The sequence below is a fragment of the Lentzea sp. NPDC060358 genome (genome assembly GCF_042725365.1).
In the GTDB taxonomy this organism is placed as follows: Bacteria; Actinomycetota; Actinomycetes; order Mycobacteriales; family Pseudonocardiaceae; genus Lentzea.
Window position 1 is genome coordinate 25,978 of record NZ_JBHXCW010000043.1, and the last position, 18,165, is coordinate 44,142.

The 18,165-nt window shown below is 70.8% G+C and carries 19 protein-coding genes; 8 read left to right on the forward strand and 11 right to left on the reverse strand.

Annotated features, from left to right (window positions below):
* The first annotated feature begins 69 nt into the window (after window positions 1-69).
* From ACFWGZ_RS12600 to ACFWGZ_RS12620, 5 genes are read left to right on the forward strand one after another with little or no spacing between them, the layout of a single operon-like run.
* Complete coding sequence (locus tag ACFWGZ_RS12600; RefSeq protein WP_382451602.1) at window positions 70-1,641, forward strand: FAD-dependent oxidoreductase; 1,572 nt, start codon at window positions 70-72, stop codon at window positions 1,639-1,641.
* Entirely contained in the window at window positions 1,638-2,777 is a 1,140-nt protein-coding gene (locus ACFWGZ_RS12605) for a Rieske 2Fe-2S domain-containing protein (RefSeq protein WP_382451603.1), read from the forward strand. The genes ACFWGZ_RS12600 and ACFWGZ_RS12605 overlap by 4 nt, the downstream gene beginning before the upstream one ends.
* Entirely contained in the window at window positions 2,774-3,013 is a 240-nt protein-coding gene (locus tag ACFWGZ_RS12610; RefSeq protein WP_382451604.1) for a hypothetical protein, read from the forward strand. Before ACFWGZ_RS12605 ends, ACFWGZ_RS12610 begins: the two co-directional genes overlap by 4 nt.
* Entirely contained in the window at window positions 3,006-3,968 is a 963-nt protein-coding gene (locus tag ACFWGZ_RS12615; protein ID WP_382451605.1) for a 2Fe-2S iron-sulfur cluster-binding protein, read from the forward strand. Before ACFWGZ_RS12610 ends, ACFWGZ_RS12615 begins: the two co-directional genes overlap by 8 nt.
* 10 nt (window positions 3,969-3,978) lie before the next feature.
* Complete coding sequence (locus ACFWGZ_RS12620; RefSeq protein ID WP_382451606.1) at window positions 3,979-4,866, forward strand: MaoC/PaaZ C-terminal domain-containing protein; 888 nt, start codon at window positions 3,979-3,981, stop codon at window positions 4,864-4,866.
* On the opposite strand, the gene ACFWGZ_RS12625 is transcribed toward ACFWGZ_RS12620, so the two are convergent.
* The 6 genes from ACFWGZ_RS12625 to ACFWGZ_RS12650 are packed head-to-tail and all read right to left on the reverse strand — an operon-like array spanning window position 4,792 to window position 11,159.
* Window positions 4,792-5,934, reverse strand: coding sequence for a lipid-transfer protein (locus tag ACFWGZ_RS12625; protein WP_382451607.1), 1,143 nt, complete (start codon window positions 5,932-5,934; stop codon window positions 4,792-4,794). The two genes, ACFWGZ_RS12620 and ACFWGZ_RS12625, sit on opposite strands and share 75 nt — an antisense overlap.
* On the reverse strand, window positions 5,931-6,314 hold the full coding sequence (locus tag ACFWGZ_RS12630; protein ID WP_382451608.1) for a MaoC family dehydratase: 384 nt from the start codon (window positions 6,312-6,314) through the stop codon (window positions 5,931-5,933). The genes ACFWGZ_RS12625 and ACFWGZ_RS12630 overlap by 4 nt, the downstream gene beginning before the upstream one ends.
* Window positions 6,301-7,185 carry a bifunctional MaoC family dehydratase N-terminal/OB-fold nucleic acid binding domain-containing protein gene (locus tag ACFWGZ_RS12635; protein ID WP_382451619.1) on the reverse strand — a complete coding sequence of 295 codons (885 nt, stop codon included), beginning with the start codon at window positions 7,183-7,185 and terminating at the stop codon, window positions 6,301-6,303. Before ACFWGZ_RS12635 ends, ACFWGZ_RS12630 begins: the two co-directional genes overlap by 14 nt.
* Window positions 7,185-8,312, reverse strand: coding sequence for an acyl-CoA dehydrogenase family protein (locus tag ACFWGZ_RS12640; RefSeq protein ID WP_382451609.1), 1,128 nt, complete (start codon window positions 8,310-8,312; stop codon window positions 7,185-7,187). The genes ACFWGZ_RS12635 and ACFWGZ_RS12640 overlap by 1 nt, the downstream gene beginning before the upstream one ends.
* Entirely contained in the window at window positions 8,302-9,267 is a 966-nt protein-coding gene (locus ACFWGZ_RS12645; RefSeq protein WP_382451610.1) for an acyl-CoA dehydrogenase family protein, read from the reverse strand. Before ACFWGZ_RS12645 ends, ACFWGZ_RS12640 begins: the two co-directional genes overlap by 11 nt.
* Window positions 9,267-11,159 (reverse strand): acyl-CoA dehydrogenase family protein, encoded by a 1,893-nt coding sequence (locus ACFWGZ_RS12650; protein ID WP_382451611.1) that lies wholly within the window; start codon window positions 11,157-11,159, stop codon window positions 9,267-9,269. The genes ACFWGZ_RS12645 and ACFWGZ_RS12650 overlap by 1 nt, the downstream gene beginning before the upstream one ends.
* A gap of 159 nt (window positions 11,160-11,318) precedes the next feature.
* Between ACFWGZ_RS12650 and kstR the strand changes: the two genes are divergently transcribed.
* From kstR to ACFWGZ_RS12665, 3 genes are all read left to right on the forward strand, one after another.
* Window positions 11,319-11,894 carry a cholesterol catabolism transcriptional regulator KstR gene (kstR, locus tag ACFWGZ_RS12655; protein ID WP_382451620.1) on the forward strand — a complete coding sequence of 192 codons (576 nt, stop codon included), beginning with the start codon at window positions 11,319-11,321 and terminating at the stop codon, window positions 11,892-11,894.
* A 241-nt stretch (window positions 11,895-12,135) separates the two neighbouring features.
* Window positions 12,136-12,351: a hypothetical protein gene (locus tag ACFWGZ_RS12660; protein ID WP_382451612.1), complete on the forward strand. Its 216-nt coding sequence runs from the start codon at window positions 12,136-12,138 to the stop codon at window positions 12,349-12,351.
* Window positions 12,352-12,410: 59 nt separating this feature from the next.
* Window positions 12,411-12,812 (forward strand): hypothetical protein, encoded by a 402-nt coding sequence (locus tag ACFWGZ_RS12665; RefSeq protein ID WP_382451613.1) that lies wholly within the window; start codon window positions 12,411-12,413, stop codon window positions 12,810-12,812.
* Here the strand turns inward: ACFWGZ_RS12665 and ACFWGZ_RS12670 are convergent.
* Genes ACFWGZ_RS12670 through ACFWGZ_RS12690 form a run of 5 tightly spaced genes read right to left on the reverse strand, consistent with a single transcriptional unit; the run spans window position 12,805 to window position 18,088 of the window.
* Window positions 12,805-13,515, reverse strand: coding sequence for a type 1 glutamine amidotransferase domain-containing protein (locus ACFWGZ_RS12670; RefSeq protein ID WP_382451614.1), 711 nt, complete (start codon window positions 13,513-13,515; stop codon window positions 12,805-12,807). The two genes, ACFWGZ_RS12665 and ACFWGZ_RS12670, sit on opposite strands and share 8 nt — an antisense overlap.
* Window positions 13,516-13,573: 58 nt before the next feature.
* Window positions 13,574-14,941, reverse strand: coding sequence for a cellulose binding domain-containing protein (locus ACFWGZ_RS12675; RefSeq protein WP_382451615.1), 1,368 nt, complete (start codon window positions 14,939-14,941; stop codon window positions 13,574-13,576).
* On the reverse strand, window positions 14,926-16,329 hold the full coding sequence (locus tag ACFWGZ_RS12680; RefSeq protein ID WP_382451616.1) for a beta-N-acetylhexosaminidase: 1,404 nt from the start codon (window positions 16,327-16,329) through the stop codon (window positions 14,926-14,928). Before ACFWGZ_RS12680 ends, ACFWGZ_RS12675 begins: the two co-directional genes overlap by 16 nt.
* Window positions 16,326-17,147 (reverse strand): carbohydrate ABC transporter permease, encoded by an 822-nt coding sequence (locus ACFWGZ_RS12685; RefSeq protein WP_382451617.1) that lies wholly within the window; start codon window positions 17,145-17,147, stop codon window positions 16,326-16,328. The genes ACFWGZ_RS12680 and ACFWGZ_RS12685 overlap by 4 nt, the downstream gene beginning before the upstream one ends.
* Complete coding sequence (locus tag ACFWGZ_RS12690; protein ID WP_382451618.1) at window positions 17,144-18,088, reverse strand: carbohydrate ABC transporter permease; 945 nt, start codon at window positions 18,086-18,088, stop codon at window positions 17,144-17,146. Before ACFWGZ_RS12690 ends, ACFWGZ_RS12685 begins: the two co-directional genes overlap by 4 nt.
* Window positions 18,089-18,165 lie beyond the last annotated feature (77 nt).

Sequence of the window (18,165 nt, forward strand, 5' to 3'; positions counted from 1 at the left end):
CTCCTACACCATAGCGCCAAACCCGCTCGAAACTATAACCTGTTCTAGTCCGAGCATCGGGGAGGTGCGATGTACGACGTGATCGTCGTCGGCAGTGGCGCGGCAGGTATGACAGCCGCACTCTGCACCGCTCAGCACGGCCTGCGGACCCTCGTCGTCGAGAAGGCCGCGCACTACGGCGGGTCGACGGCGCGCTCCGGCGGCGGCATCTGGGTGCCGAACAACGCCGTCGTGGCGGCGAACGGCGTGCCGGACTCGCCGCAGCAGGCCAGCACGTACCTGGCGCACATCGCCCCGGAGGTGCCGGCCGAGCTGCGGGAGGCGTTCCTGCGGGGCGGCCCGGACATGCTCGCGTTCGTCGTCGAGCACACGCCGCTGAAGTTCCGCTGGGTCCGCGAGTACGCCGACTACTACCCCGAGGCGCCGGGCGGGCAGCCGCGCGGCCGCTCGGTCGAACCGCTGCCGTTCAACACGAAGCTGCTGGGCGAGGAGGTCGAGGACCTCGAACCGCCGTACGTGCCCACCCCGGCGGGCATCGTGATCACCCAGACCGACTACCGCTGGCTCACCCTGATCGGCCGCCACCCGCGGGGCCTGCTCACCGCGGCCAAGGTCTTCGCCCGCCGCTTCCTGCCGGGCCGGCGCCTCACCATGGGCCAGGCGCTCGTCGCGGGCCTGCGGGCGGGGCTGAAGGCGTTGCACGTCGAGGTCAGGCTGAACACGCCGATGACCGACCTGCACTTCGAGAACGGCCGGGTCGCGGGAATCGTCGCCGGTGACACGATCATCACGGCGAAGAACGTGGTCCTGGCCGCGGGCGGGTTCGAGAACAACGAGCGGATGCGCAAGCAGCACCAGGACATCGGTACGGAGTGGACGGTCGGCGCGAAGGCCAACACCGGCGACGGCATCGAGGCCGGTGTCCGCGCGGGCGCGGCCGTCGGGCTGATGGACGAGGCGTGGTGGGGACCGTCGGTGCCGTTGCCGCGCGGCCCGTTCTTCCTGCTGGCGGAACGCTCCCTGCCGGGCTGCGTGCTCGTCGACAAGACCGGCCGCCGGTTCGTCAACGAGGCCGCACCCTACATCGACGTGGTCAACGCGATGACCGGCGACACGTGGCTCGTCTTCGACCACGGCTACCGCAGCCGCTACCCGTTCTGCGGCATCCCGCCGCGCCGCCCGCTCCCCCGGCGCTGGAAGGACGCGGTCCTCACCGCGCCCAGCCTGGAGGAGCTGGCCCAGGAGGCCGACCTGCCGGAGCTCACCGAGACCGTCCGGCACTTCAACACCATGACCGTGGACGGCAGGGACACCGACTTCCGCCGCGGCGACAGCGCGTACGACCGCTACTACGGCGACCCGCGCAACCACCCCAACCCCAACCTCGCGCCGCTGACCACCGGGCCGTTCTACGCGGTGAAGATCGTGCCCGGCGACCTCGGCACCAAGGGCGGGCTGCGCACCGACGAACGCGCACGGGTGCTGCGCGAGGACGGCACGGTCGTCGAGGGCCTCTACGCCGCGGGCAACACCAGCGCGTCCGTCATGGGACACACCTACGCGGGCGCGGGCGCGACCCTCGGACCGGCGATGACGTTCGGACACCTCGCCGGACTCGACATCTCTGGAGGAACGTCATGACGCAGGACGCCGTACGCACGATCGACACCGGCGCACCTCCCGCGCGGTTCGCGCGCGGCTGGCACTGCCTCGGCCTCGCTTCCAGCTTCCGCGACGGCAAGCCGCACGCGATCGAGGCGTTCGGCACCAAGCTCGTGGTCTTCGCGACCGAGGACGGCGAGATCAACGTGCTCGACGGCTACTGCCGGCACATGGGCGGCGACCTCACCCAGGGCACGGTCAAGGGCAACACCATCGCCTGCCCGTTCCACGACTGGCGCTGGGCGGGCAACGGCCGGTGCGTCGACATCCCCTACGCCAAGCGGGTCCCGCTGCGCGCCCGCACCCGGTCGTGGACCACGCTGGAGGAGAACAAACAGCTCTTCGTCTGGAACGACCCACAGGGCAACCCTCCGCCGGAGAACGTCACGATCCCGCGCATCGACGCCGCTTTCAGCGACGAGTGGAGCAACTGGACCTGGGACTCGGTCGTGATCGACGGCGCGAACTGCCGCGAGATCATCGACAACGTCGTCGACATGGCCCACTTCTTCTACATCCACTTCGCGTTCCCGACGTACTTCAAGAACGTGCTGGAGGGCCATGTCGCCTCGCAGTTCCTGACCACGCGCGGGCGCCCGGACGTCGCGATGGGCTCGAACTACACCGGTGACGTGGAGGTGCGGTCGGAGGCCGCGTACCACGGACCGTCGTACATGATCGACTACCTGTGGAACGACTACAAGGGCCTGGAGATCGAGACGGTCCTGATCAACTGCCACTACCCGATCTCGCCGAACTCGTTCCGCCTGCAGTGGGGCGCGATCGTGAAGAAGCTGCCCGGTGTCGACGACGAGCACGCCGACAAGATCGCGGCGAAGTTCGCGCGGGGCATCGGCGTGGGGTTCCTGCAGGACGTGGAGATCTGGCAGAACAAGTCGCGCGTCGACAACCCGCTGCTGTGCGAGGAGGACGGGCCGGTCTACCAGCTGCGGCGCTGGTACGAGCAGTTCTACGTCGACGTCGAGGACGTCAGCGACGACATGGTGCGGCGTTTCGAGTTCGAGGTCGACACCAGCCGCGCGGTGGAGGTGTGGGAGAAGGAGGTCGCGGAGAACCTGGCCCGGCAGGAGTCCCAGGAATCGGCTCTGCCGTGAGCGAGCGCGACGAGTTCCTGCGCGGCGGGATGGTCCCGGTCGGGTGCGACTGCGGCAACCAGGTGCTGGTCAGGAAGAACAGCCCGCAGCACACGAGCGTGCAGTGGCTCTCCGACACCCGCGACTGCCCCGAGCTGTGCGGGCGGCGGGCCGCGCTCGTGCGGACCTGCCTGCGGTTGCGCGACAGCATCGAGAAGGCCGTGCGCGACGGGACGCTGGAGGTCGCCGATGGCTGAGGTGCACCGGCTGCGGGTCGACGAGGTGGTCGAGGAGACCGCGGACGCGCGCTCGTTCGTGTTGTCCGGGGCGGACTTCACGCCGCGGCCGGGTCAGTTCCTGACCGTGCGGGCGGGCGAGGTGGCGCGCTGCTACTCGCTGTCCAGCGCGCCGGGCGAGCCGCTGAAGATCACCGTCAAGCGCACGCCGGACGGGTACGGGTCCGCGTGGATGTGTTCCGAGGTGCGGCCCGGCACGGAGCTGGACGTGCTGGCGCCCGCCGGGGTCTTCACGCCGTCGTCACTGGACGGGTCGCTGCTCGCCTTCGCCGCGGGCAGCGGCATCACCCCGGTCATGTCGATCATCCGGGCCGTGCTGTTCGGCGGCACCGGGCGGGTGTTCCTGTTCTACGCCAACCGGGACGAGGACTCGGTGATCTTCGCGCGCGAGCTGGACGCGCTGGCGCGGGCGCACCCGGACCGGCTGACCGTCGTGCACTGGCTGGAGTCGGTGCAGGGACTGCCGCACGGGTTGCGGGCGTTCGCCCGGCCCTGCGACGAGGCGTTCGTGTGCGGACCGGCGCCGTTCATGGAGGCCGTGCGCAAGGCGTTGCACGACGTCCCGGTCCTGCACATCGAGAAGTTCGTCTCGCTGTCCGGCGACCCGTTCACGTCCGTGGAGCCGGTGGCCGGCGACCTCCCGGACGCCGTCGTCGAGGTCTCGCTCGACGGCGAGCAGCACCGGTTCCCGTGGCCCGCGCGGACGAAGCTGCTCGACCTGTTGCTGGACAAGGGGCTCGACGCGCCTTACTCCTGCCGGGAGGGCGCGTGCAGCGCGTGCGCGTGCCGGCTGGTCGAGGGCGAGGTCAAGATGCTCGCCAACGACGTGCTCGACTCCGAGGACATCGCCGACGGCATCGTGCTGGCGTGCCAGTCGGTCCCGGTCACCGACACGGTGAAGATCACCTACGAGTGAGGGGTGCAGGATGCCGATCGACCCGTCCGTCGCGATCGGGGCGGAGCTGCCCGAGGTCGAGTTCGCCTGGACGCACTCCGACGTGCTGCTCTACCACCTCGCGCTGGGCGCCACGGAGCTGCGGTACGTCTACGAGCAGGGGCTGCGGGTGCTGCCGACGTTCGGGGTCGTCGCGCCGCGGTTCCACGAGACCGCGCCGCCCGTCGTGTCGTTCCCCGGTGTGGACGTCGACCTCGCACGGGTGCTGCACGGCACGCAGGAGATCACCGTGCACTCGCCGCTGCCCGCCGAGGGCAAGGCCGTGCTGCGGACGCGGATCTCGGACGTCTGGGACAAGGGCAAGGCGGCGGTGATCGTCCAGGAGGCCACGGCCGTGACCCCGGACGGGACCGCGCTGTTCACGACCCGGTCGAGCATCTTCGCCCGCGGCGAGGGCGGGTTCGGCGGCGACCGCGGGCCGTCGGGCGGGGTCGAGCTGCCCGAGCGCGAGCCGGACTTCGTGATCGAGACGCCGACCCTGCCGCAGCAGGCCCACCTGTACCGGCTGTGCGGCGACCGCAACCCCCTGCACGCCGACCCGGAGTTCGCCCGGCGCGCCGGGTTCGACCGGCCGATCCTGCACGGGCTGTGCACGTACGGGGTCGTGTGCAAGGCCGTGATCGACGCGGTGCTGGACGGGCCGGAGCAGGTGTCGTCGTTCGCGGCGAAGTTCGCGGGTGTGGTGTTCCCGGGCGAAACCCTGACCACACGGGTGTGGCGGGACGGTCGCCAGCTGGTCGTGCTGACCTCGGCCGGCGACCGTCCCGTTCTCGCGGACGCGGTGCTATCCCTGGCCGAGCACCAGCCCGCTGGTCGGGACGCCGGTGCCGGCGGTGACCAGGACGTGCTCGACGCCTGAGACCTGGTTGACCGCGGTGCCCCGGATCTGCCGGACGCCCTCGGCGATGCCGTTCATGCCGTGCAGGTAGGCCTCGCCGAGCTGGCCGCCGTGCGGGTTGAGCGGCAGCGCGCCGTCGAGCTCCAGCGCGCCGGACGCGACGAAGTCCTTGGCCTCGCCCCGCCCGCAGAAGCCCAGTTCCTCCAGCTGGACCAGCACGAACGGCGTGAAGTGGTCGTAGAGCACGGCCACGTCCACGTCGGACGGGCCGATGCCGGACTTCTCCCACAGCCCCCGCGCCACCACGCCCATCTCGGGGAGGCGGGTCAGGTCGTCGCGGTAGTAGCTCGTCATCGTGAACTGGTCGGCGCCGCTGCCCTGGGTCGCCGCCCGGATGTGCGCGGGCTCGGCGGGCAGGTCGCGGGCCCGTTCGGCCGACGTGACGACCAGCGCCACTCCCCCGTCGCTCTCCTGGCAGCAGTCCAGCAGCCGCAACGGTTCCGCGATCCAGCGCGACGCCTGGTGGTCGTCGAGGGTGATCGGCCGGCCGTGGAACCACGCGTGCGGGTTCGTGGCGGCGTGCTTGCGGTCGATCACCGCGATCCGCCCGAAGTCCTCGGACGTCGCGCCGTACTCGTGCATGTACCGGCGGGCGAACATCGCGACCATCGCCGCCGGCGTGCCCAGGCCCATCGGGTACGACCAGCTGTTGTCGATGTTCGCGGCGGCCGCGGTCTGCACCTGCCCGAACCGGTGGCCCGACCGCTCGTTGAACGCGCGGTAGCAGACCACCACCTTCGCCGCGCCGGTCTCGACGGCCATCGCGGCCTGCTGGACGGTCGCGCACGCCGCGCCGCCGCCGTAGTGCACGCGGCTGAAGAACGTCAGCTCCGGGACGCCCAGCTCGCGCGCGACGGCGATCTCGGCGTTGGTGTCCATGGTGAAGCTGACCAGGCCGTCCACATCGGATGGTTGCAGGCCGGCGTCGTCCAACGCGGCCCGGACGGCCTCGGCGGCCAGCTGGAGCTCGCTGCGGCACGAGTCCTTCGAGAAGTCGGTCGCGCCGATCCCGGCGATCACGGCGGTCACGCGGGCACCTCGATCCTCACGGTCCCGGTGACGTGGTCGCCGTGCGCGGTCCTGCCGACGACCTCGACGGTCAGGTCCTGCTCCTCGCGCCCGACGACCTGGCCGAAGAACTTCAGCGTGTCGTAGGCGAAGCAGGGCGCGCCGAGCCGGATGTTCACCTGGCGCACCAACGCCTCCGGGCCCGCCCAGTCCGTGACGTACCGCTGCACGAGCCCGGTCGTGGTGAGGATGTTGACGAAGATGTCCTTGGACCCGCGCCGGATCGCGAGGTCGCGGTCGTGGTGGACGTCCTGGAAGTCGCGCGTGGCCAGCGCGGTGCTGATCACGAACGTCGGTGTGGCCTCGACGTGCCACTCGGGCAGGGAGTCACCGATCCGCACGGGGCCTCCAGCCGAACATCGTCAACTCCTCGTCGACCCTCGTGAACACGACCTCGACCCGTTGCCCGATGGCGGGTTCCCCGTCCAGTTCGCCGAGCATCCGCACGCCCTCGTCCAGCTCGACCAGGGCGATCACGAACGGCGTCTGCCTGCCCGGCACCTGCGGGTGGTGGTGCACGACGTAGCTGTAGATCACGCCGTTGCCGTCCGAGACCAGGTACTTCGGCTTCGTGGCACCGCATTCCGGGCACATCGGGCCCGGCGGGTGGCGCAGCAGGCCGCAGCCGCCGCAGCGCTGGATGCGCAGCTCGCCCTGCCGGGTGCCCTCCCAGAAGTACTCGGTGTCGCGGTTGACCGCCGGGCGGATCGCCTGCGCCTTCGGGGTCTCCGCGACCGGTTCCGGTGTCGCGGCGGGCCGGAACTTGAGCACCCGGAACCGCATCTCCGCCACCGGTTCGTCCCCGACGTACCAGGTGCTGCGGGTCGTGACGAACCAGCCCTCGCCCAGTCCGGTCCTCTTCGGACCGGTCACGTCCTCGAGCCTCGTCGTCACCGACAGGTGCTCGCCGACCTCCAGGTACCGGTGGTAGGTCTGGTCGCTGTTGGTGGCGACGACGGAGGTGTACCCGGCCTCGTCGAGGATCTTCATCATCTGCCCGAGCGGGTCGTCCAGCGTGCGCTGGCCGCGCAGCCCGCCCATCGTCCACACCTGGACCATCGCCGGTGGCGCGACGCCGTCGTAACCGGGGTGCTCGTCGCCGATGGCCTCCAGCCAGTTGTTGATCATCGGCTGGTTGACCGGGTCCCGTGCCAGCCGCGGTGCCGACTCGCCCTGTTCGGCGACGCGCGCGGCCTCCTTCTCGATGTCGATCATCGCACCACCCGTGGCAGTCCCAGTCCGATGTTCGCGATCAGCTCGCGCTGGATCTCCTGCACCCCGCCGCCGAAGGTCAGCACGAGGTTGCGCCGCGCCTGCACGTCGAGCCAGCGCACGAGTTCCTCCGGTGCGCCGTGGCGGCCGACCAGCTCCTCCAGCAGCCTGCCGACGCGCTGGGTCCGGTCGGCGGCGAAGACCTTGGTGGCACTGGCGTCCGCGACCTCCAGCTCCCCGCTCGACACCTGCCAGTTGAGCAGCTCGTTCACCCGCACCACGGCCCGCGCCTCGGCCAGTGCCCTGCGCACGTCCGGTTCGCCGAGGAGCTTCCGCTCGCAAGCCCAGGCGTGGACGCGTTCCACGAGCGCGCCGATCCGCCCGGACGGGCCGAGCATGACGCGTTCGTGGTTGAGCTGGGTGGTGATCAGCCGCCAGCCCCTGTTCTCCTCGCCGACCCGGCGGGTCTCGGGCACCCGCACGTCGTTGTAGTAGGTGGCGTTGACGTGGTGCGCGCCGTCGCAGGTGATGATCGGCGTCCACGAGTAGCCGGGGTCCCGGGTGTCGGCGATGAGGATCGTGATGCCCCTGTGCCGCGAGTCCGGTGTCCCCGTCCGGCAGGCCAGCCAGACGTAGTCCGCGTCGTGGCCGCCCGTGGTGAAGATCTTCTGGCCGTTGACGACGTACTGGTCGCCCTCGCGCACCGCCCTGGTGCGCAACGCCGCCAGGTCGGTGCCCGCCTCCGGTTCGGTGTAGCCGATGGCGAAGTGCAGGTCCCCGCTCAGGATCTTCGGCAGGAAGAAGTCCTTCTGCTCCTGCGTCCCGTAGGTCTGCAGGGTCGGCCCGACGGTCTGCAGCGTCACGTACGGCAGCGGCACGTCGGCGCGCGCGGCCTCGTTGACGAAGATCTGCTGCTCGACCGGCCCGAACCCGAGCCCGCCGAACTCCTTCGGCCAGCCGACGCCGAGCCGGCCGTCGCGGCCGAGCCTGCGGACCAGCTCGCGGTAGGTCTCGCCGTGCCGTTCGGTGAGCATGGCCTCGCGTTCGCCGGCCGTCATGACGCCGGCGAAGTACTCGCGCAGCTCGTCGCGCAGTTTCCGTTGGTCTGCCGTGAGGTCAATGAACATCGATGGCCCCCAAGCGGTGCTCCACTCCGCCGACGAACCGCGTCAGCTCCTTGGCGATGCCGTAGTACCGGTGCATCGGGTAGGTGATGTCGAGGCCGAGCCCGCCGTGCAGGTGGTGGCACGTGTGGACGGCCGGCAGGGCCTCGGCGGCGAGCCAGTAGGCGGCGGTGTCCAGATCGTCGTCGTCGAGGCTCCAGCAGGCCGTGAGGGCGGCCAGGTGCAGCGTGCGGGAGGCGATGTAGACGTCCGCGACCAGGCAGGCCGCGGTCTGGAAGGTCGCGAGCGGCTTGCCGAACTGGTGCCGCGTGCCGACGTGCGCCACCGTCAGCTCCAGCGCTCCCCCCAGCACGCCGTCCGCCACGGCGCAGGCTCCGGCCAGGGCGAAACGGCGCAGGTCGGCGGCCGCACCCTCGCCGAGCGGTTCGCCCCGCGCGTTCTCGAACCGCACGGTCGCACCCTCGACGGACACACCCGGTTGTGCCGGGTCCACGACGAACACCCCGCCGTCGGTGCTGACGAGGATCCGCTGCGCCTCGGCGGCGTACGGGACGTTGATCTTCACGCCGGTGATCCCGTCCGGCCCCGCGGTCGTGCCCGGTGTGCCGGGCAGCGGTGCGGACGGTTCGCTGAGCGCCGCGGTCAGCACGCCGTGCTGCTCGGTCACCAGCGGCAGCACCGCGTCCTGCTGCTCCGGCGTCCCGTGGTGCACGATCGGCAGCACGCCCAGCGCGAGGGTCGCGAAGGCCGGCACGTCCGCCGCTCTGCGCCCGACCTCGGTGAGCAACACGGCCGTCTCCAGGACGCCGAGCCCGTCCCCGCCGAGTCGTTCCGGAACGGCGAGGGCCAGCAACCCCGCCTCCCCCAGGGCCTTCCAGGGCGCGTCGCCCTCCCTGCCCAGCACGCCGGCCGCGAGGGCCGCGATCTCCCGCTGGGTCTCGTCGAGCTCGAAATCCATCAGGGCTCCCTCGGTAGACCCAGAATCCGTTCGCCGGCGAGGTTCATCAGCACCTGCGTCGTCCCGCCCGCGATGCTCAGGCAGCGGGTCAGCAGGAACTCGTGGACCAGGTCGCCGTCCACCGCCGCGTCCGGCCCGAGCAGGTCGACGGCGAGCTCCGCCACGTCCTGCCGCTGCCGCACGCCGACCAGCTTGCGCACGCTCGACTCCGCGCCGGGCTCCTGCCCGTCCAGCACCCGCAGGCTCGCGCGCAGATCGAGCACCGACACCGCGAGCCCCTGCGCCACCAGCGCACCCAGCCGTTCCGGGTGGTCGGACGCGGCGGGCGAAGTCAGAACCTGTTCCAGCGGCTCGCCCAGCGCGGACCCCATCGCGACGCGTTCGTTCGCGAGCGTGGTGCGGGCGAGGCGCCAGCCGTCGTCCACCGCGCCGACCACGCAGTCGTCCGGCACGAACACGTCGTCGAGGAAGACCTCGTTGAACCGCGCGTCGCCGGTGATCTCCCGCAACGGCCGCACGTCGACGCCTGGCGAGCGCATGTCGACCAGGAAGTACGTGATGCCCTTGTGCTTGGGGACATCGGGATTCGTGCGGGCCAGGCAGATCGCCCAGTCGGCCTGGTGCGCGAGCGAGGTCCACACCTTCTGCCCGGTGAGCCGCCAGCCGCCGTCCGCGCGGACGGCCCTGGTGCGCAGCGACGCCAGGTCCGACCCCGCCTCCGGTTCGCTGAAGAGCTGGCACCAGGTGAGCTCGCCGGTCACCGTCGGCCGCACGAACCGTTCCTGCTGCTCGGCGGTCCCGTGCCGCAGGATCGTCGGGCCCGCCCAGCCGCCGATGACCAGGTCGGGCCTGCGCACCCCGGCGCGGGCGAGCTCGCTGTCGATCACGAGCTGGCGCTTCGGGCCGGCGTCCTGCCCGTAGGGCTTCGGCCAGTGCGGCACGAGCAAACCGGTGTCCGCCAGCCGTTCGCGTTGCGCCCCGGCGTCGAGCCCGGCGATCTCCTCGGCGAGGGCCCTGACGCCGGGATCGGACTCGACCCGGACGTGCAGCGACCGGCGCCGTCCCGCCAGCACCAGTTCCGCGACCCGCTGCCGCCACCGCGCGACACCGCCGGCGAGCTGCTGCAACGCCAGCGCCCGGCGCAGGTGGCGGTGCGCGTCGTGCTCCCAGGTGAAGCCGATGCCGCCGAGCACCTGGATGCAGTCCTTGGCGTTGCGGACGGCCGCGTCGAACCCGACCGCGGCCGCGACCGCCGCGGCCAGCGGGTGTTCGTCCTCGCCCACCGAGCGCGCCGCGTCCCACGCGACCGACCCGGCCAGCTCCGCGCGGCACAGCATCTCCACGCAGAGGTGCTTGACCGCCTGGAACGACCCGATGGCACGCCCGAACTGCCGCCGTTGCTTCGCGTACTCCACGGCGGTGTTCAGGCACCACGCCGCCACACCGCTCGCCTCGGCGGCCATCAGCGTGATGGCGAGGTCGGTCGGGTCGTCGACCTCACGGCCCTCTCCCGGGCGCACCGCTCCGAGCGACCGCGAGAGGTCGACAGCCTGCAACGCGGTCACCTCACCGACCGGCGCGAGCACCCACCTGTCCGTCTTGACCAGCACGTGCGTGGCCTCGGTGGCGCCGACCACGTGCCGGGGCGAGAACCCGAACCCGGCCACGCCGTCGAAGTCCGGCACCAGCACCGACACCAGCGCCGTGGGGAGCAGGGGCCCCGGCACGAGGTTCTCGGCCGCTCTCTCCAGCATCACCGCGAGATCGGCGACCGTGCCGCCCTCCCGCGTCACCTCGAAGAACCCGACCCGGACGAGATCGGCCCACTCGCCCTTGGCCGCGTCCACGCTGTCCCGCAACGCTCGCTGTTCCCCGGTCGTGGCGATCGGCACGCTGCCTCCTCCAGTACATGAAGAAGTTTATAGAACGTGTTCTATTTCCAGCAACAGATCATGCCCGAGAAACCGATCGAGTACTATGGGAAGGCTGCTGCAACACGTTCCAGGAGGATCATCTCCGTGTCACCTTCGAAGTCGCGCACGGACGCGCTGATGGCGGGCGAGGAGCTCAGCTCCGTGGCCCAGCGCGAGCGGCGCAAGCGGATCGTCGACGCGACCATCGCGCTGGCGTCCAAGGGCGGGTTCGACGCCGTCCAGATGCGCGCCGTGGCGGACCGCGCCGACGTCGCGCTGGGCACGTTGTACCGCTACTTCCCGTCGAAGGTCCACCTGCTCGTGTCGAGCCTCGCGGTCGAGCTGGAGCGCGCCCAGGAGAAGATGGACCGCACCACGGTCCCCGGCGACTCCCCGTACGAGCGCGTCCTGTTCGTCCTGGGCCGGATCACCCGCGGCCTGCAGCGCAACCCGCACCTCACCGAGGCGATGACGCGCGCGTTCACCTTCGCCGACGCCTCCGCCGGCGCCGAGATCGACCGCGTGTCGTGGCTGATGGAGAGCATGTTCACGAAGGCGATGAGCTCCGAGCCGCCCACGGACGAGCAGAAGGCCATCGCCCGCGTGATCGGCGACGTGTGGCTGTCGAACCTGGTCGCGTGGGTGACGCGGCGGGCAACGGCGACGGACGTGGCGAACCGCCTCGAACTGACGGTGCGCCTGCTGCTCAAGTAGCCCCGGCGCGTGGGTGTGCCGGTGCCGGCCTCGCGTGAGACGGCGGGCATCGGCCTGCGCGCACCGGACCGACTCCGCCAGGCACATGCCGCACACACCTGCCAGCGCAACGCCACGCCGTGCGCGCCACACCCCGCCCTCCACTTCACACCGTCCCGCGCGCACGCCATCTCTGGGCGCCACTACGGGGTCGACGGTCATCGTCCGGCCGCGGCACCACATCACCTGGAACAACTGCCTCGTGGAGAACAGCTCCGAGGTGGGCCACAACGTCTGCCTGCCGACCTTCGGCCACGGCGAGAACGCCGACCTCGCCGTGATCGACGACTCGGTGGAACGGCTCTGGACCGGTCTCGGTTTCACCGTCCACCGGCTCGCGGACTTCTCCGCCTTCGCGAGCAGGCAGGGCGTGGTCCACTGCATCGAGAAGTACCTGGCGCATGGTACTTCCGGATGACCCCCGGTTCACACCTCCGAACGATGCCGGTGCACCCGTCTGCCTCTACGGTCGGTCCTGTGAAGACAACGCTCGTGGTCCTCGTCGTGCTGGCCGTGGTGGGAGGCGGAACCGTCGCTCTGGTGAACCACTTCGGGGGCTGGACGACGCTGATCGGCAAGGGCTGGGCCATCACCTACGAGGTGTCCGCGCAGCCCGCGGAGACGGCTGTGGACGTGAGCTACACCGAGTCCCCCGACCGCTACCGCAAGGAGGTCCCGCGTTCCGCCGCGCTGTCCGCGCCACTGCCGTGGACGACCGACGTGGTGATCAACGCGGGCGAGAAGGCCCGGGTGAGCGCCACGCCGAAGGGCGAGCAGGTGCTGTCGTGCCGGATCCTGCTGGACGGCGTCGAGCAACTGGCCGCGGTCACCGGTGCGCCGGGCGAGAAGGTGACCTGCGAGACCGTCCTGGCTAGCTGAGCAGGCCCTCGAACGTCCTCGCGAACAGGTAGGCGTCACCGGGCCAGCGCCCCGACACGTAGTTGCCGTCGGTCACGACGAACGCCGGGCCGTCGTCGGTCGCGGTGCCGCGCCGGGAGAGCTCGACCGGCCCGCGTTCGAACACCGCCCCGGCCGCCAGCACCTCGTCCTGCACGTAGTCCGGGTAGGTGCGGTAGTACCGCCCGCGCCGCCAGGCCGTGAGGTAGAAGGCCGAGCGCTCCAGGTACTTCGGCAGGCACGTGGTGCGCCGGCCCGACAGCACACCGGCCCGCGCGAGCACGAGCGGGCCGTGGCAGATCGCGCCGACCGGGCGGTCCAGCGCCCAGAACTCCGCGACCTTGTCCTGCACCACCGTCGAACCGAGGTACTGCCGCATTCCCGGCGCGTGGCCGCCGGGCAGGACGAGCCCGTCGTAGTCCGCCGACTCGACGGCCTCCCAGGCGATCGGTGCCCGGTAGGCCGCTGATTCGAGCAGCTGGGCGTAGAACCGCCTGGGCTCGTCCTCCGCGCCGAGCTGTCCGAAGAGGACACCGGTGAGCAGCAGGGGGTCGGCCTGGGCCGGGGTGCCGCCGCGTTCGGTCGCGAAGACCACCTCGTGGCCCGCGTCGGTCAGCAGGCGCCACGGGACGGCGACCTCGGTGACGTCGAAGTCGTGGTCGGGCAGGGGCATCAGCACGCGCACGCGGTGCATCCTGCCAGGCCGGGAACGGGCCACCGCCCGCTCCCGGCCGTTCAGCGGATCAGACGTTGTCGACGTGCGTGACGCCCGCCGTCCGGTAGTCCTGCACCGCCGTCTTCACCTGGGCGGGGCTCAGCACCTGGTCCTTCGCGAAGTACACGTAGTCCACGTCCTGCTGGTAGGCCCGCTCGGCCGACGAGCCCTGCAGGCCGCCGGAGATGAACCACAGGTTGAAGTTGATCGACATCGGCGTCTCGGGGTAGTACTTGTCGCCGTGGTCGGCGACGAGGTTGCCGTCGATGTAGTACTTCACCCGGCCGTTGGCGACCTGGAAGACCAGGTCGTGCCAGCCGTTGTAGCTCTGGCGCTGCTCGTTGTGGATGTTGTCCGCGACCCAGGGCTCGTTCTGGTAGGTCTCCCAGGTCGTCTCGTACATGATGTTGCCCTGCTCGCCCCAGCCGCCGTTGGGCAGGTACTCGAAGTCGATCTCCCCGTAGTTCGGGGCCATCGGCGCGTCGAGCGGGGTGATGGTGAAGAACGTCTGCACGACGTGGTCGCCGTCCGGGCCGAAGACCGGGGCGTCGGCGAACTTCACCCGCGCCGCGTAGGTGCCCTCGAAGAACTTGCGCTGGTGGTACAGCTCGGTCTGCCGGGCGGCGGAGCCGTTGTTCCACGAGTCCAGGCGCAGGACCTTCTGGCCGTCGACGGTCGGGAACGTCACGCGCGACGCGTCCCACTCGGCACCGGGGACGCCGGGGCCGCCGCCACCCGAGCGGACGGTCCAGCCGCGCTGGCTGATCCGCGAGTCACTCGAGTTGTTGTAGGCGAAGTCGTCGAACATCTTGGGGCCGTTGGGGTTCGGCGGCGTCGACGACGTGGTCGTCGTGGTCGGGCCGGTGCCGCCGGGCGCGGTGCCCCACAGCAGCGTGCCGCCGCGGTGGACGGTGATCTTGTTCCAGGCCGAGTAGCCGCTGTCGGCGCGGAACGAGTAGTCGTCGGTCTGGGTGATGGTGCTCCAGTTGGTGCGGTAGAACCGCAGCTGCAGGTCACCCGTGTCGGCGCCGGGGTTCAGCGTGCCGGCGCCGGAGGTGAAGCCGACCTCCAGGTAGCGGTCGGCGGGGCCGCCGGTCAGGGTGCCGAACTGGCCGGTGACGTTGCCGCAGCCGCGGGTCGCCCACGAGCAGGCGAAGCGGTAGCCCACGTCCGGGGTCTCGCTCTTGAAGTAGTAGCGGACCTTCAGGTCGGACAGCGGCACGCTGGTGGTGCCGTTGTTGACCAGCTTGAGCCACGGCTCGACCTGGTCGGCGGTGGCTCCGGACGCGCTGGTCCGGTACTGGGCGGTGACGGCGTCGGCGGCGAAGGCACTGGGTGCCACGGCCAACGCGATCACGGAGACGGCCGCGCAGGACGCGGCTATGAGCGCTCGCAAGATTCTCTCCTCAGATCGGCAGGGACGGACAGTTCGGCGAGCCTGGACGAGTGGAGGCGCATCCGGGTGGTGAAGCCCTCCCACTCGGGGCGCTGGGACCAGAGGGTGTCGGCCAGCGCGATGAGACGGGGAAAAGCCAGGTACTCCAGGTGTTCTCTCGTGCGGACGTGCTCGGTCCACAGCTGGCACTGGGCACCGAGCACGCCGTCGGGCAGCGGCACGGCGTAGACGTCGCGGGTGGTCACGACGAACCCGGGCTGGCCGGGTGGTTCGTGCGCGCCGTCCGACCTCGGGTAGTCGAGGTAGGTAGAGGTGTGCGGGGCCATCACCACCGGCTGGCCCCGGTGCAGCGCCGCGGCGGCCTGGGTCTCGTCCTTCCACGGCATCACGACGGAGCGGAGGTCGCCCGTCGGTTCCCACGCCACCGGGATCCGCCCGCGGTCGAGCAGGTACCTGCCCGCCCGGCGGAGGAACTTGCCGTGCACGTCCGACGGCAGCAGGCACTCGTCGCCGCCGAGGTGGACGTGCTCGCCGGGGAAGATCTCCAGCACCTCGGCCAGCACCTCGTGGACGAACCCGAGGGCGTGCAGGCCGAACGCGGCATCGCTGATGCCCCAGCGGGTCCACACGGGCAGCGGCTCCGGTGCGACGCCGAGGTCCGGGTAGGCGGCGAGCGCGGCGCGGGCGTGACCGGGCATCTCGATCTCCGGCATGACCCGGATGCCGCGCTCGGCCGCGTACGCGACCAGCGTTTCCAGTTCGGCGCGCGTGTAGGTGCCGCCGTGCGGGGTGCCGTCGCCGTTGGTCTCGGCGCGCCAGCCGCCGACCGAGGTCAGCAGCGGGTGGCTCGGCACCGGCATCCGCCAGCCCTGGTCGTCGGTCAGGTGCAGGTGCAGGACGTTGAGCTTGTGCAGGGCCATCAGGTCGATGAACCGCCGCACCACGGGCGCCGGCTGGAAGTGGCGGGCGACGTCGAGCATGAACCCGCGCCACGGCAGCCGCGGCACGTCCCGGATGTCGGCGCCCGGCACCGTCCAGTCCACACCGGACACCCGGCTCGGCCGGAAGACCTCCGCCGGCAGCAGCTGGCGGATCGTCTGCACGCCGTGCGCGAGACCGGCCGCCGTCGCGGCGCGGAGCATGACGCCGTGCTCGTTCACGGTCAGCGCGTAGCCCTCCGCGCCGAGCCCGACGAGCTTGGCGTCGAGCGCCATCAGCACCTGGCCGTGGTCGGAGATCGGCAGCGGCAGCCCGGTGGCCGGCCGCAGCAGGCTCCTGAGCAGCCGCGCCGCCTTCTCCGCACCGGGCGTGACCCGCACGGCCGTGTCCGCGTCGAACGTGAACCCCCGGCTGCGCCGCACCACCCTGCTCGGCAGCGGAACGATCATCCCTTCACCGCCCCTCCGACGATGCCGGTCGTCACCCGGCCCTGCAGCACGACGAAGATCAGCAGCACCGGCAGCATGAACAGCGTGGAGGCGGCCATCGTGGCGCCCCAGTCGGTGCCGAAGGTGTTGTTGAACGACGACAGCCAGACCGGCAGCGTGCGGTCGTCCTGGTTCTTGATGATCAGCACGTTGGCGAACGCGAACTCGTTCCAGGCCGTGATGAACCCGAAGAGCGACGTCGCCAGCAAGCCCGGAGCGAGCAGCGGGAACACGACCTTGCGGAACGCCTCCCCGCGCGAGCAGCCGTCGACCTGCGCCGCCTCCTCCAGGTCGACCGGGATCGCCGCGAGGAACCCGCGCAGCGTCACGATCGTGAACGGCAGCGTCATCATGAAGTAGACGAGCGTGAGCATCCAGAGCGTGTCGAGCATGCCCGTGTCCCTGGCGATCACGTAGATCGGGATGAGCAGCGCCTCCCACGGCGTCATCTGCGCGATGAACACCATGAGAATGAAGCCCTTGCACCCCTTCCACCTCAGCCGCGCGACCGCGAACGCCGCGAGCAGCGCGACGAGCAGGGCGAGCAGCACCGCTCCCCCGGCGACCACGAGGCTGTTGCGCCAGAACGAGAAGAACCCCTTGGCCGCGACCGCCGTGCCGAAGTGGTCGAACGTGATCGAGGCCGGGAAGAACGTGGGCGTAGCGCTCTGGATGTCCTTCGTGGGCTTGAAAGCCGTGAGGACCATCCAGTACACGGGGAACACCGAGACGGCGAAGATGACGAGCGCCGCCGTCGTGCGGGAGATCCGGCCGATCACGCGTCCTGCTCCTGCCGGTAGAGCTGGCGGAAGTACGCCAGCAGCGCGAGCACGAGCAGCAGCACCATGAGCATCGACACCGCGGCGCCGAGGTCGTAGCGCTGCAACGACTGCGCGACCTGGAACGCGTAGACCGGCAACGTCGTCGTGGCCTGTCCCGGACCGCCCTGGCTGATCACCCAGATCTGCACGAACGCCTTGACCACCCAGATCACCTCCAGGCAGGTGATCAGGCCGAACATGGCCCGCAACATCGGGAACGTGATGGTCGAGAACACCCGCCACGCGCCGGCGCCGTCGATGCGCGCGGCCTCGTACAGCTCCTGCGGCACGGTGATCATCGCCGCGTACAGCGACAGCGCCGCGAACGGGATCGACTGCCACACGATGAGCGTGACGAGGATGCCGAACGTCGCCTCGCCGTCGGCGAACCACGTGTAGTCGCGGTACTCCTCGAAACCGAGCGCGACCAGCGCCCAGTTCACGACGCCGAGCCGCGACTGGAAGAGCCACTGGAACACGGTGGTGGCGGCGATGATCGGCGTCGCCCAGACGAGCACCAGCCCGCCCATCACCAGGAACCGCAGCCACTTCCCGAGGCGCACCAGCAGCAGGGCGACCAGCGTGGACAGCACCATGATCAGCACGACGTTGATCGCGGTGAACCACAGCGTCCTGCGCACCACCGACCAGAACTCCGGGTCGGACAGCACCCGCACGTAGTTCGCGAGCCCCACGAACTTCGCGTCGCCGCGCACGAGCTGCGGCAGCCCGAACTCCTGCAGCGAGATGATCACGTTGCGCACCAGCGGGTACAGCAGCAGGTACGCGGTCGCGAGCAGCGTGGGCGCGATCAGCAGGTACGGCAGGACCGGCCGCCGGCGGCGCTTCGGGGCGGCCGGCGCGGTCTCCCGCACCGGCCTCTCGGCCACGAGCGTCATTTGCCGGAGTTCAGCGCTTGGGTGATGACCTCGTCGGCCTTCGCCGCCGCGGTCCCCGGGTCGGCACCGGTGAGGAC

What these genes read in the sequence shown, in the direction of transcription:
- ACFWGZ_RS12600 (WP_382451602.1), top strand. Translation starts at nt 70, where the DNA reads ATGTACGACGTGATCGTCGTCGGCAGTGGCGCGGCAGGTATGACAGCC.
- ACFWGZ_RS12605 (WP_382451603.1), top strand. Translation starts at nt 1,638, where the DNA reads ATGACGCAGGACGCCGTACGCACGATCGACACCGGCGCACCTCCCGCG.
- ACFWGZ_RS12615 (WP_382451605.1), top strand. Translation starts at nt 3,006, where the DNA reads ATGGCTGAGGTGCACCGGCTGCGGGTCGACGAGGTGGTCGAGGAGACC.
- ACFWGZ_RS12620 (WP_382451606.1), top strand. Translation starts at nt 3,979, where the DNA reads ATGCCGATCGACCCGTCCGTCGCGATCGGGGCGGAGCTGCCCGAGGTC.
- ACFWGZ_RS12640 (WP_382451609.1), bottom strand. Translation starts at nt 8,312, where the DNA reads ATGTTCATTGACCTCACGGCAGACCAACGGAAACTGCGCGACGAGCTG.
- ACFWGZ_RS12645 (WP_382451610.1), bottom strand. Translation starts at nt 9,267, where the DNA reads ATGGATTTCGAGCTCGACGAGACCCAGCGGGAGATCGCGGCCCTCGCG.
- kstR (WP_382451620.1), top strand. Translation starts at nt 11,319, where the DNA reads ATGGCGGGCGAGGAGCTCAGCTCCGTGGCCCAGCGCGAGCGGCGCAAG.
- ACFWGZ_RS12680 (WP_382451616.1), bottom strand. Translation starts at nt 16,329, where the DNA reads ATGATCGTTCCGCTGCCGAGCAGGGTGGTGCGGCGCAGCCGGGGGTTC.
- ACFWGZ_RS12690 (WP_382451618.1), bottom strand. Translation starts at nt 18,088, where the DNA reads ATGACGCTCGTGGCCGAGAGGCCGGTGCGGGAGACCGCGCCGGCCGCC.